Origin of the sequence: Wolbachia endosymbiont (group A) of Sphaerophoria taeniata, from assembly GCF_947250735.1 — a bacterium.
GTDB lineage: Bacteria > Pseudomonadota > Alphaproteobacteria > Rickettsiales > Anaplasmataceae > Wolbachia.
Genome location: NZ_OX366344.1, coordinates 1,244,846 through 1,258,656, shown reverse-complemented (window position 1 = coordinate 1,258,656; position 13,811 = coordinate 1,244,846). Strand labels below are relative to the sequence as shown.

Annotated in this window: 12 protein-coding genes and 1 other RNA gene; 6 read left to right on the top strand and 7 right to left on the bottom strand. The window is 35.3% G+C overall.

From position 1 onward, the window contains the following. Positions 1–162 precede the first annotated feature (162 nt). The 3 genes from OOK84_RS06195 to OOK84_RS06185 all read right to left on the bottom strand — a co-directional run bounded on the left by OOK84_RS06195 (position 163) and on the right by OOK84_RS06185 (position 2,914). A complete protein-coding gene (locus tag OOK84_RS06195; RefSeq protein ID WP_264731640.1) occupies positions 163–1,020 on the bottom strand; it encodes an ankyrin repeat domain-containing protein in 858 nt (285 codons plus the stop codon). Positions 1,021–1,139: 119 nt separating this feature from the next. Further along, the gene (gene terL / locus OOK84_RS06190; protein WP_264732593.1) at positions 1,140–2,600 is read right to left on the bottom strand and encodes a phage terminase large subunit; all 1,461 of its coding nucleotides are present in this window, start codon (positions 2,598–2,600) and stop codon (positions 1,140–1,142) included. Continuing rightward, complete coding sequence (locus OOK84_RS06185) at positions 2,597–2,914, bottom strand: hypothetical protein (RefSeq protein ID WP_264731638.1); 318 nt, start codon at positions 2,912–2,914, stop codon at positions 2,597–2,599. The genes terL and OOK84_RS06185 overlap by 4 nt, the downstream gene beginning before the upstream one ends. 726 nt (positions 2,915–3,640) lie before the next feature. Between OOK84_RS06185 and OOK84_RS06180 the strand changes: the two genes are divergently transcribed. Both OOK84_RS06180 and OOK84_RS06175 read left to right on the top strand, forming a co-directional pair. Next, a complete protein-coding gene (locus OOK84_RS06180; protein WP_264731636.1) occupies positions 3,641–4,249 on the top strand; it encodes a superoxide dismutase in 609 nt (202 codons plus the stop codon). Between the two features lies 1 nt (position 4,250). Beyond that, entirely contained in the window at positions 4,251–5,522 is a 1,272-nt protein-coding gene (locus tag OOK84_RS06175) for a M16 family metallopeptidase (RefSeq protein ID WP_264731634.1), read from the top strand. Between the two features lie 103 nt (positions 5,523–5,625). Here the strand turns inward: OOK84_RS06175 and OOK84_RS06170 are convergent, their stop codons facing one another. The 3 genes from OOK84_RS06170 to nuoE form a co-directional block, all read right to left on the bottom strand. Beyond that, positions 5,626–7,296: a hypothetical protein gene (locus tag OOK84_RS06170; protein ID WP_264731633.1), complete on the bottom strand. Its 1,671-nt coding sequence runs from the start codon at positions 7,294–7,296 to the stop codon at positions 5,626–5,628. Between the two features lie 143 nt (positions 7,297–7,439). Then, complete coding sequence (tgt, locus tag OOK84_RS06165) at positions 7,440–8,657, bottom strand: tRNA guanosine(34) transglycosylase Tgt (RefSeq protein ID WP_264731631.1); 1,218 nt, start codon at positions 8,655–8,657, stop codon at positions 7,440–7,442. Then, positions 8,658–9,158: an NADH-quinone oxidoreductase subunit NuoE gene (nuoE, locus tag OOK84_RS06160; RefSeq protein ID WP_264731629.1), complete on the bottom strand. Its 501-nt coding sequence runs from the start codon at positions 9,156–9,158 to the stop codon at positions 8,658–8,660. It abuts the gene before it with no gap. A 342-nt stretch (positions 9,159–9,500) separates the two neighbouring features. On the opposite strand from nuoE, the gene OOK84_RS06155 reads away from it, so the two are divergent. From OOK84_RS06155 to rnpB, 4 genes are all read left to right on the top strand, one after another. Further along, a complete protein-coding gene (locus OOK84_RS06155) occupies positions 9,501–9,950 on the top strand; it encodes a hypothetical protein (protein WP_264731627.1) in 450 nt (149 codons plus the stop codon). 261 nt (positions 9,951–10,211) lie between these two features. After that, positions 10,212–11,015, top strand: a complete 804-nt coding sequence (locus tag OOK84_RS06150; protein ID WP_264731625.1) for a hypothetical protein — start codon at positions 10,212–10,214, stop codon at positions 11,013–11,015. Between the two features lie 48 nt (positions 11,016–11,063). Next, entirely contained in the window at positions 11,064–12,239 is a 1,176-nt protein-coding gene (locus tag OOK84_RS06145; RefSeq protein ID WP_264731623.1) for a hypothetical protein, read from the top strand. Between the two features lie 158 nt (positions 12,240–12,397). Then, positions 12,398–12,744, top strand: an RNA gene (gene rnpB / locus OOK84_RS06140) — RNase P RNA component class A. Positions 12,745–12,793: 49 nt separating this feature from the next. On the opposite strand, the gene OOK84_RS06135 is transcribed toward rnpB, so the two are convergent. Next, positions 12,794–13,564 (bottom strand): response regulator transcription factor, encoded by a 771-nt coding sequence (locus OOK84_RS06135; RefSeq protein ID WP_096616586.1) that lies wholly within the window; start codon positions 13,562–13,564, stop codon positions 12,794–12,796. Between the last annotated feature and the right edge of the window lie 247 nt (positions 13,565–13,811).

The window sequence follows — 13,811 nt, the reverse complement described above, 5'->3', positions numbered from 1 at the left end:
AAGGATGTCATTCAAGTAGCCCCTTTGTTGTCATCTGAGTAGCCCCTTTCTCGTCATCACGCTACGTGTTAGCTGGATCTCATTTCACTTTATGAGGGTGTCATCCAAGTAGCTGACACTGGTTTCCATCCAAAAGGCCAGTATCATGCGCTAGGAACCCTACTATAAGGAAGCATGAGCAGCTTCTTTCTGTCCATTTGTTAAGACTGCTCCATCAACTTTAGTACTAGGCTTTAACAATGCATATGTAGCACCACCAACTACTAGCGCCGCAGTTGCAACCGCTGCTATTAGTGTAGGTTGTTTAACTGTTCCGGTTGCAGAAAGTGCTATCGCTATTATAGCACCTGATAATGCAGTTGCACTACCGGCAAAAAAACCTTTCATAGTTGCTGATGTAGGTTGTTTTTCCTCTTTAGCTAAATCTCTTGGAGTATGTTCAGCACAATTTTTCATATTAACAGAGACTTTACGTGCTTTTGACGGAGTAACTACATAATCTCTTAGAATAATCCAAAATGAAGGTGACGTTCCATAGTCATCTTTTATATTAACATTCGCACCGTTTTCTATGAGAGAGTTTACCACGTCTACATGGCCAATTATAAGAGCTAAATGTAAAGGAGTCCAACCATCTTTATCTTGTTCATTAATCTTGATTCCATCTTTTTCCAACAGAGCATCTACTACCTCTTTATAACCATTTTCAGCAGCTAAATATAAAGGTGTCTTTTCATTCTTATCTTTTATATTAACATCTATCCCTTTTGCTACTATTAAAGCCTTTGTCAAGACCGTATAGACCCACTGAGCAGTCAAATGTAATAATGTGAATTCATTATCTCCAACTTCAAATTTATAATTTACATAAAAATCACTCTTTTCCCACTGTTTAAATACCTCTTCATTATTTGCCTTTAGCTCTTCTTTTACTTTTTCAATTACGTTACTTTTATCTAATTTATTATCACTATTAACCGTACTTAATATTTCCCGCCACTGCTGATAATTTGTTGTCATAACTTTTACTTCTAATCTTAAATAATATATTCAATTACTATATAATTATAATAAGAAATCAATATTTATTTTAAATAAGTGAATAATCAAGCTTAAATACGCTCTTATTGTCTCTTAAATCACAATGTCCGTATAGCTGCGACCCGAGAGCTGCTATCTCTCATCCAGTGGAGGTATTGCACAGTGCTGTCTACTTGATCGTCGTGGCGGGTTTCTGGAAATATTAAAATTTCATACTCAAAATCGTTGAGCCATACTGCTTGGTGTGGCAGAAAAACCTTACCAGTCTCTATTATTGGAACAATTTGGTAGAATCGAGCAAGTTTACCGCTATGTGGCACTATTTCGATAATGGGTAAATCACTGTTCGCTTTTAGCTCTTGCACCAATTGCTGACCACTCGTTTTTGCTTCGATTAAAATTGCATGTGGCTTCCACCTTGCAGCTAGTGACAGGACTTGCTCTTTAAGTTTTGGATACTCAAGCTTTGCGCGATATACATCGAGTAAATAGAATTTATTGCCCACTTTTGTCCAGGTGGTGCAGACGCTAAAGTTGCTAGAATCGCTTATTGAAACCGCAGTGTCCCAACTTTGAGTTACATATGAGAGATTATCAGGAAAATTTCTATAGCGCTTTAGCCACTCTCGTTTAATTATACCACTTGAAAGTGGTAGAGGGTTTTGTTGATATTGAGCAGCAAAAGCATAGCTCCCAAGTTCAACCTTTATCATCTCAACTTCTTCTTTTCCGCCATAGAGGGGATATAGCAACTGACCTTCTTCTCTTGAATATAATATTATTGCAGGTGCAGCGCATGATGCTGTTGTATTATACAACCGCCTGGTTGCAGTTACTTGGACGACAGGAACAGGAAGCGCTGGCTTTTTGATTGAATAAATGATCTCCTTATTTTCAGATATCATTGGCAAACAAATGTGATGCCATATGTTTTTCGGTTTGGAGAGAAGGTGTACGGTCAAATCTTCCTGATGTAGCCTGTGCATCACAAGAACGATTACTCCTTTTTTTCTGTCGTTAAGCCTGGTTACTAGAGTCTGATCAAACCAGTTTGTGGCACGCTTTCTAAACATTTCGCTCAAAGCTTGAGCAGAACTGAGCGGATCGTCCACGATGATGAAATCTCCACCTTCACCGGTTAATGTTCCTCCAACGGACGTTGCAATTCTGTATCCTCTCTGCACTGTTTGAAATTTGTACTTGGTATTCTGATCTTTGGATAGTTCTACTTCTGGAAATAGCTTTTTATACCAACCAGATTGCATTACGCACCTTGTATCAAGCGAGTGCTTTTCGCTGAGCAGCCGAGAGTAACTTGCAACTATTATTCTCGCGGTTGGCTGATTTCCCAGTATCCATGCGGGCCACGCAACACTAGCGCACATGGACTTCATTGAACGCGGAGGCATATTGAATATTATTCGCCTCACTTCACCAACGCTCGCTGCTTCTAGCCTATCTGCTATGACTTTTATATATTGATAATCATTATATTCACACCCTGGCACTACCGTTTGAAAGCACAGTTCAATGAATTTTAAAAAGTTGATTTTGTTCATGATATAATGTTGAAAGATGTCATCCAAGTAGCTGACACTGGTTTCCATCCAAGACGGCAGTACCTTCTTCTGTCATCCCAGTGCCCTCTTCTTGTCATCCCAGTGCCCAGACACTGGGATCCAGGAAACTTAATTGCAAGTAATGCATTGGGTTTGGTGAGTATGGGTTTTACGTTATAGAATGAAACACTTTTGGTGAATTTGTAAAGAAAACTGGATTCCAGCGTCACGCGCTGGAATGACATGGTGGGATGCATCCAAGTAGGCTGACACTGGTTTCCATCCAAAAGAGTGTCATCCCAGTGCCCAGACACTGGGATCCAGAAGACTTAATTTCAACCAAATAATAAAGGCTAGATCCCAGTGTTAGCTACTTGGATGACAGAAGAAGGTGCTGAGATGACAAAAAAAGGAGCACTGACCTCTCTTGGGCTCTTTTAGCCACAAATATTAAGAAATTTACCAAACGAAAAAAAAGGCAAAAGAAGCCCTAGTCATTGTCTATTTTCAGTATTTGGCGTTTTTTAAGTCTAAAACACTGCAATTTAGCTGCTTTTAAGCCGCAACTAATCTAAATTATAAGCATTAAGAAATTTACTAAGCAGAAAAAAAGGCAAAAGAAACCCCGCGTTAGCTAGTTGTCACTCTCTAATCCTGCAAATTGGCGTACTATACTGTCTTAAACGACTTGTAAGCGCGTTTCAGCTTGTGTAGGTAAAAACCTAGAAATGTTGTGAAGACATAAGGTGCACATAGTGCGAAAAATTAAAAATAAGACGCCAAGTACGTTGTTTTTTTTGCTGTTTAATCTGCACAGATGAAGATAACTGAATACCTTCAGTACCATGATAAGGGAGGTGGCGGAGTTTGTCAAGGAAGTTTTTGTATTTAATCCGTTTCTATGGCTTATATAATAATTATTATTGTAGTATAATTTAGAATAATGCAATAGATACCTAATGTTTTAGCTATTAATTATATGTTGCACAAAAACACATATTACCATACCATTCCAGTAAGTCGAAAATAAGGAGATTGTCATGAGTTTTACTTTATCTGAATTGCCATATGATAAAACAGCTTTAGAGCCTTACATATCTGCAAAAACCTTAGATTTTCATTATGATAAGCACCATAAAGGATATTTAAATAAACTCAACGAGCTGGTTGAAAATACAGATTATCAACATGTGAAAATTGAGGAAATAATAACAAAAGTGCATGGTAATAGCGATAAAGTTCCCATATTTAATAACGCAGCGCAAGTTTGGAACCACACTTTTTATTGGAATTCAATGAAGAAGAATGGTGGTGGTAAACCTAAAGATGATGGTTTTCTGGCAAAAAAAATTCAAGATGATATCGGTGGTTTTGATAAGTTTTGTGGGGAATTTGCCAATCATGGAGTAAGCCAATTTGGTAGTGGATGGGTATGGTTAGTGCTCGAAAAAGGAAAGCTCAAAATCACCAAAACTCCAAATGCAGATTTGCCATTAATTTATGGCCAAGTTCCATTACTCACTATGGATGTCTGGGAGCACGCCTATTATTTAGATTGTCAAAATCGTAGAATTGACTACATAAAAGTTTTCCTTGAACATTTGATTAATTGGGATTTTGCAGAAGAAAATTTAAAAAAGAATACATAAGATGAATACACCTCAGGTAACAAAATTAGATAATGGTCTGCGCATAATAACTGAGCAGGTGCGTGATGTTGATTCCGTAGCTTTAAGCATACGAGTTGGTGTTGGCAGTAGAGCAGAAAGTGCAAATCAAAATGGAATATCCCATTTTCTAGAACACATGGCTTTCAAAGGAACGAAGACAAGAACTGCGTTTGAAATTGCAAAAGCTTTTGACGACATAGGTGGGGTTTTCAACGCCAGCACCGGTAGGGAAAGCACCATCTATTATGCAAAAGTCCTCAAGAAAGACATAAAAACTGGTATTGATATATTAATAGATATATTGATGAATTCAACATTTCCAGAAGATGAATTGGAACGTGAGAAGGGCGTTGTAATACAAGAGATTTTTCAAACTAATGATTCACCAAGTGACATTGTTTTCGATAAATATTTTGAGGCAGCTTATAAAGATCAACCTTTTGGCAGGTCAATCTTAGGCACGCAAGATACTGTAAAATCTTTTACTCGAGGAGATCTAGATAATTACATAAATGAACATTACTTTGGCGAGAATATGCTATTTACCGTTGCAGGAAATGTTGAACATGAAGAAGTTATTGCATTAACCAAAGATTTTCTCTCAAAGATTCATTCTAAAAAGCTGAAAAAAAGCCAAAATGCGAGCTGTACTGGTGGTGAGTATTTAGAACATCGTAAATTAGATCAGGTACACTTGCTAATTGGTCTACCTAGTGTTTCTCGCCATGACGATAAATATCACACGTTTCAAGTGCTTGATTCTATATTAGGGAGCGGAATGTCATCACGTCTGTTCCAGGAAGTAAGGGAAAAGCAGGGATTAGCTTACTCTGTTTATTCATTTAATTCCAGCTACACTGATACAGGGATGTTTTCCATTTTTGCTGGCACAGATAGTAGTAACTTAGATAAGCTTTTAAAATCTATGACGACAGAGTTGAAGAAGTTGTCTACAGATAATCTGAGGGAAGAAGAAGTAAATAGAGTGAAAGAGCGAATAAAATCCCAAATTTTAATGTCACGCGAAAGTGTTAGCTCACGCGCTGAAACATTGGGGCACTACTATGGTAACTATAATAGGTACATCAGTAAAAATGAATTAATAGAAAAAATTAGTGCAGTTACCACTGCTAACGTAAAAAAAGCAGCAAAAGAATTGTTATCTCAGCATGAAAAAACCACTCTAGCTGCAATTGGAGAAATTAAATCATTGCCAAGTTACGATAAAGTGGTTTCTATGCTTAAAGCTTAGCGCATTCTATTATATTGATTTGGCTGCTTTACAATATAATTTAGCACAGTGATTAAAGAAGTGTAAGTTGAAACAATGTTCCATGAACCGGATATGCAAGAAATTATACGAATCTTCGACCTCCTCTTTCAATAATATTATTATTTCTATTTTGCGTAACTTTTTCCGTATAATTTTTAGGAGGTACTGGTGGTGCAAGTGGTTTTTTGCTTACAGGGTTTGAGTCTATACCTTTCTTTTGCCGATGATAGTTCCGTGCTTCTTGAACGGTCTGAAATATAGACTCTCCATCATTATAGTTTCCTCTCACAGAGTTTGAGTTTATGTCTTTCTTTTGCGGAGGATAATTCGATGCCTCTTCACGAGTCTGGAATATAGGCTCTCCATCATTATAGTTTGAGTTTATATTTTCCTTTTGCGAACCAGCGTTCAATAATTTCGATATCTCTCGCCCTAGCTGATCATCTTTATAATTATTGTTAAGATCTTTGATTTTCTCTTTTTTCTCGATTATTTGAGCTAAGGACTCGACAATAATATCTTTGTTTATTCTTGAAGCATCTATTGGCTTACTTCCTTTGACAGTAATTTCACTACTTCCTTGCTTACTACTTACATTATAGCCCTGCCCTTCAATTTTTGTTGCCACTTCTCTTTTAAATAAATTGCAAATGGCATCTATTATTTCTTGAGCACAATCTTTAAAAAAAGCTTTGATTGCCTTGAATTCTTGTGCTAAGGAAACGATTTGAATATGTGCGTATTTTTTACCTGGTGATAACTCTTCAGCATTCTGGTGTATAGATTCTATTTGCTGAGGGTCAAGCATCATTGCATGACGTTTTGAGCGTGTTGGGTTTGCGTGTGTTTCGGATGACGACATGTCCTTAATATCTTGTTTTTTATTCTCACCATCAGCAACCATACCATCACTTGATTTCCTTTTTTTAGGAGGCAATGGTGGTCGATTTTCATTGTTCTGATATATAGGTTCTTTTGGTACCGTTTCAGACAATGATCTCTGAATATCTTGAAGATTTTGGTATATAGGTTCTTCCTTCTTCAAATTTTCATAAATTGGTTCTTGCACTAAGTTAGCATTGACAAACTCCTGTATTCTTTCTAGATAACCAACATTTTTATCCTCTTTAGGCACTCGCGCACCTTCAAATTTGATTTTTTGTATCTCTTCAATACTCAGCCCATTTTTTTCAAGCCATTCCTCTCTTTTACTCATTGATGCAACAAACTCATTAATCTTTTGAATATTTTTTACATCATCATCAACTAGCATGACAGTTTTTGGCAACTCACCATGTTTATCCTTATACTCCACAATTGCCTTACAGATGTGTAAATTTTTTCCAACTTGATTTTTTTGTTCTTTGAGACCTTTTGGAAGCTCATTATCATAATCTCCTGGAAACCCACCAAATACAGAAATACCGCCTGCTTGTTCTTTAGATAAACCCAAATGATTCTCTACAACCCTTCTCACAGCGTCTGAATATCCTGTATACGATGCGATATTAACTTTCACTCCATTTGAAAGTGCAGATTGCAACACAGATTTTAATGTCTCCTTATTTTTTACTCCGCCTGTATTCTTTAGAAAATTTCCTATATCAGTATCTTTCACTGCATATTCTGCACCAGAATTGAAATCACTTTTTTTGAACCCGGAGTGTTTACCGGAGAAAATATTATGCATGTGTCCATTAGTAATAGTGTTATCAAAATCAAATATTAATAGGGTATTATTTCCTTTAGCCATATCTTCACCTCTAATCCTTACAAATCATACGGGTAGAGACTAACATTAATAGATTAATTATTTATTATAACCTTTCTAATTAATAGTGTGATAAATAAAGTAAATATAACAAGAAGTAAAAATCAACGGCATAAAGAAAAGACTTAAAGAGAGGCCAAATCAAAGTGCAATGGTATTTCACTAATCCAATTATTTTTCTCTTGATCTAGCCTATCATCCAATATTGCCTGCCTTATAGATGCCATTAACTTATTCATGAAGAAAACGTTATGAATGGTAACGAGTGTGTAAGCCAGGAGCTCTTTAGCTTTCAGTAAATGGTGTATATAAGCTCTTGAATGCTTTCTGCAGGTAAAACATAAGCAGTCACTTTCAATTGGGTTATTGTCCAGCTCGAATTGTTGATTTCGCAAATTAATATGCTCTTTGCACTTTGAAGAAATAGAATCTCTATTTTTTACTTTAATAAGCGCACCACCATGCCTTGCTAAACGGGTTGGATGCACGCAATCAAACGTATCAATTCCAAGACTAACTCCGCGAAAGATGTCCACAATTCCACCAATACCAAGCAAATGAGTAGGCCTATCTTTTTTCAGATGGTCCATAGTGAAAGAAACTACATCGTACATCTGCTCTTTACTTTGACCAAGTGATCCACCTATTGCTTGACCAAAAAATGGCAAATCGTTAATAAAATTACAACTTTCTCTACGTAAATCTTGATATACTCCGCCTTGACTAATTCCATACAGTGCCTGCTTGCCATTATTGTTTTTTTCAAATTCATTTAAAGAACGTTCAGCCCATTTGTGGCTCATGAGCATTGATTTTGCTGTGTATTCTTTGCTTATGTGAAATGGAGTACATTCATCTAAGACTAAGACTAAATCTGCACCTAGTTTCTGTTGAATTTGTATAGACTTTTCAGGAGTCAAGCAATAAGTTTTACCATTAATGTAAGAACGAAAAATTGCCCCATCCTCATTAATTTTGATCAGAGTTTTTTGTTTTTTTCTTATTCCTTTTATCTCTTCCGAAACTGATCCGTGCCCTAAGCTAAATATCTGGTATCCACCAGAATCAGTGAGCATTGGTCCACTCCATCCCATCATCTTGTGCAAACCACCAAGTTTTGCTACGGTATCTTCCCCTGGTTGGAGCATTAGGTGATAGGTGTTGGAAAGTATTATCTGAGTACCTGCTTCACTAATTCTCTCGATATCTGCAGCTTTAATTGCAGCTTTTGTTGCACAGAATATAAAAGCTGGTGTTTCTACGCTTCCATTTGGAGTTTTAATTGTTCCAACTTTTGCAGAACCTGATTGCTTGATTATCTTGAATGCAAATTCTTCTTTCATCTATTTGCCTGAAAGTTCTGTTATGATGTTTTCTACTTTCTCAGGAGTAAGATTTTCATAGAAGTCATTATTGATCTGCACAACAGGAGCATTAACGCATGCACCTAGGCATTCAACTTCTTTTAAAGTGAACAAATTATCTTTAGTAGTCTCACCGATATTGATTCCAAGTTTTTTTTTAAAGGTATTTAAAACTTCTTCACTATTGCACAACCAGCAAGGAGTTGTTCTACAAATTTGTATTAGATATTTGCCTACTGGTTTTAAATTATACATGGTGTAAAAATTTGCCACTTCATATACACGAATATGTGGAATATGCAGCATATCAGCAACATAACGCATAGCAGATTCAGAAACCCATCCGCATTGCTCTTGAACCAGGTATAGTAAAGGCATGACAGCACTACCTTCTCTACCTTTGGGATACATCTCTATAAACTTTTCCGCTTTCTTAAGGTTTTCTGATGTAAAACTAAACTGCTCTTCTTTTTCTATCATTCATGAGACTCGTGTAAACTTTACAGATTATACCTGTAGAACCAATGATTGCAATTGTTGGTTTTTTGAGAAATAGCATTTTGCAGTATCATACTACCCATACTGCCCAACTTGTAAATTCTTTTGGCTTGGCCATAGGATCCAGTTAAAAAATCTGATCATGCGCTAACTTCAATTGTTTCATAAGTTTGTTTTAGTAAATCTCAATTATTTTAGCTACAGCTAACTACTTTAAAAAAATGCTTAAGAAATTATAGTATATTATTTATAAATACACTATCCTTGACATTTATTATAAATGTTGTGTATAATAAACTATATTTATTAATATGAGGTTAAACTATGAGTAAACAATTAAATTTATGGATAAAAGAAACTGGTGAAGAGAAATTTAAAAATTTTCTCACATCACTAGATAAAGAAAATCTTCAAAAGCATTCCACAACTATTTACAGAAATTACGAACAAAGTTACAATGAAAAGTATTTCATGTACAACAAAATTGGTTCTGGTGCAGTAGTAATAGGATCTTGTGCTCTCATTCTGCTATCTCGATATTTCGATCTAAGAGAAAAAGTGCAAAAACCACTTGAATACATGGCACTTGCAGCAATTGTTATCTTTGGAGTTGGATTTCTATACTCACTTTATCAAGAACATGAATATAAAGCCTCCAACAAGAAGGGAGAATATGTATCAGATCACGAAAAACATAAGGAGCTTCCTGAGGTTCAAACAATTATAGATGAGCTAAAGGCAGAAGCCCTATTAGGGAGTAAAAAAGAAATTTAGCCAAAACTTAAGATTCCGCTACTTGTTAGCGGAATCTGCATAAGACATAACGAATAAAAATTTACCTTTAAATATAGATTATAGGGTTTTGAGAACTCCACCTTCCTTTCATCTATAAAACTTCTTAGCCATTTTCGAGCCTATACTTACTTTTTAGTATAAAATAAAGACGTTAATTTTTTAATTTTAGTTAAAATTTTCATTGATATTAACACACAGGAGTAATCATAATAGCATTTTATTAATATTTTAAATAAAATTATGTCTATATTAGGAAGATTGCTCGGGATCAACTCAAATACACCGGAAGTTAAAGAAGCGGTAGGTTTTAACCCAGCAAACGTAGGGTTGATTGAAGGAGATGGAGTCGCTTATGGACTTAGCTATCAAGATAATGGTAATGGGAGCAGTAAAGTAAAATTACTTATTAGTCCATTATATCAATCAAAAACATACGAATGGGGTACAAATGTCAGCGTAGTAAATGAATTCAAAGATCAATTGTCTCTCACATTAATAGAAGATTCAGCTGAAACAGATAAAGTTGGAGTTATCTTTCCTACAGAAGAAATTAACAAAAAAGAAAAATGCATCAAAGGCTTAACATTCAACACTTACGAAATCAAGCATTCAATTAATGTTCCCTTAGTTGAATACGTAGGAAAAGTAAAATTATACAAGAACATTAATAGAGATAGTCTTGCAAATGAAGACAATAGTTACTTTCAACCAAAAGCAGTAAAAGTTGGTAATGGTAATGTTATTGTAATTGCTCATAACTTAAAGGATCAAACTTTAGTTTCTTGGTATTTACAATCAGACACAAATGGAAAATTTAAGGTTTTGCGTGAAAAAAACGGTCTTATAGAAAGAAAATTATTCAAATTTGATAATCCAGGGCAATTAGTACTAGATGAAAATACGATACTTTATTCGCAAGTGAGAAAAAATAGTATTGAAAATCAAGAAGTAAGAACAAATATTTTTAAGTTCGATATGGCTAAAGTGGTTAAGGATCTAAAAAGTGGCAAGAAAGATGAATGTTTGCTTAGTAAGAGATGTTAGATAGATAATAAAGCACTATCTCTTTCCAGAGAATATGAAATAAGCTTTTTGCAGTATGTAAAGCGAACTGAAGGCAATGATCTAGTTGCCTTTCTTGCAGAAGACCGGTTGTCTGATAAACAAACGTTACATTTAACAAGTCTTGTTAAGAATGGATCAAAATCGAACTTTACTATTTGCGAATTTGCAGATTCTATAGAGCAATTGTACGTTAAAGACAATGGTCAAGACAGTTTTATTGTAACTGCAATAAGTGAAGAAAACATCGCAATTTTCAATCATCAGAGATTTGAAAAACCTTCTAAGGTAACAATAATACCGGCAAGTAGTATCAAAACTCTCAGTGATTTTGTTGATATCATTAATGGTCGATTGACACCTGATATCATTTCTAGTAGTACCGTGGCTCCTGTAACTATTACAGAAACGGTTGTGACTTCTAAGAAAACGCTGACTGCTGCAATTACTAGCACAACAGAAACCGACACTGTAAAGACTACCAAATTAACAACAGAAGCATCAACTACCGTTGCACCTACTTCTACAATAAGTAAACCTTCAACAGAGTCAACGACTCAAACAAGTACAGTAACAGTGGAGCCAACAACAGAAGCCGTTACACCTACTTCTACAATGAGTAAACCTTCAACGGAGTCAACGACTCAAACAAGTACAGTAACAGTGAAGCCAACAACAGTAGCAAAAACAACTACTACTTCACAAGTGACCACGGTTGCTACAACGTCAACTAGTGTGCCAATAATAAACTCAGAGAAAACTATACAAACAGTATTTAGTATACCAAGTACTAGAACAAAAGAGTCAACAACTCCTATATTTACCACGACTTTACTTCCTCAACCTACTTCTTCACCACAGCCTACTCAACTTGCTATAGGGTCTAATAGGGCAGGAATGATAGGAGGATCTTTGATTGGAACAATAGGTATTGCTGGAATTATAGGATTTATAGCATATAAATGTATTAAGAAATATCACGGTTATTATAATGCTGCTCATGTGTTAGAATTAGCTGATTTGGAATCGCATTCAAATAGCAGCAATGAAGAAATTTTTTTCACCCATAGCAGAACAAGCAGTGATAATAACATATCTATACAAACTACGTATCAATCTGAAACAATGCTAGACAGTATATCGGTAGAAAGTAGTAGTAGGTCAAGAAGTAGCTCATCGTCTTCAGGCGGTGGACCAAGCTCTTGACTAACTGAAGCGGAGTCTAAAAGTGAAAAAAGCTTATCTTGGGATAGCGATGATGTGCCGGAATATCACCTTTAGCTATTTGTCTGAATGTTTTTAATATGTAGACTGTTAGGAAATTGTCTTTTGCTTTTGTGATTTTCATGTTAAAGTATAATTCCTGGGTGAAATAAGTAGCTGCTGTTGTGTGATAAACATAGCAGAGGAAAGTCCGGGCTCCAAGGAAAAATAGTGACGGGTAACGCCCGCCGGAGGCAACTCCAGTTATAGGGCTACAGAAAATTACCGCCTAAAATATTTTAGGTAAGGGTGAAAAGGCGTGGTAAGAGCACACCATGGCAATGGCAACATTGGTAGTCGAGTAACCAACACTAGGAGCAAGATTAAATAGAAGTAGATTTTATGTTTTTCTCATATCTACTCGGGTAAATCGCATGAGGTAAATGGTAACATTTACTCCAGATAAATAGCTACATAAACAGAACTCGGCTTATATTTCACCTAGGCGTCACATGATACGTGCGGTATAAGCCATGCTATATTTAAGTGTAGGCATTTCATGCGTTGTCCTTCACTTGTTCTGCTTGATAGCCATCACTACTTTCGCCTACATTAACATTAGAATATTCTTCATCATCAATATACTCTTTCAGAACATACCCTCTGCCCCAAACGGTTTCTATGTGGCTTTTTCCATCATTTGCACTTTCAAGTTTCTTACGTAATTTGCACATAAAAACATCAACTATCTTGTTATCTGAAGGTTCATCCAAGCCATTGTAAAGATGATTTAAGAACATTTCTTTTGTTAGTACTGTTCCTTTACGCAGTGCTAGCAATTCTATCATAGAATACTCTTTATTAGTAAGGTGAACCGTTTTACCTTTCACCTCAACAATCCTGTGATCAAAATTGATATTTATATTACCAATCTTTATCACCGATTCAGGATGGCCTTTAGTACGACGCACTATGGCCTTAATTCGAGCTAATAACTCGCTTTTATGAAATGGCTTGGTTAAGTAATCATCTGCACCATACCCAAGCCCTTTAGCTTTGTGATTGACAGCGGATATACATGAAAGTATTAAGACAGGAACTTTGATTTTTGCACTTCTTAGTCTTAACAATATATCATATCCGTCAATATCACCAGGCAAGTGTATATCTAAAATAACTAGGTCATAGTAATCTCCGTTTGAGGAAACCATATTATTGTTATAATCTTGTGCAGAAGTAACAACGTCACAGAAGTGTCCATCAGAAGTTAAGGCATTAACCACAGTCTTTGCACTTACTTGATCATCTTCGATTAATAATATACGCATATTTTACACCCCATAAATAATTTATAATTTTAGTAATATATATAACTAAGGAAAGTAATAAATCAAATTTTTATTAACAAATGATCAAAATTACACTTATTAATTAATAATAAATATATTGTTCCAAAGTTATATAAATAGATCTAAAATATAATAGATATACCATGGTAGTAATAATATTTTTAGTAAATATTGAATTAAAGTTACTATTATTAAAAGAATACTTCGGTTAATAAATATTTAACTA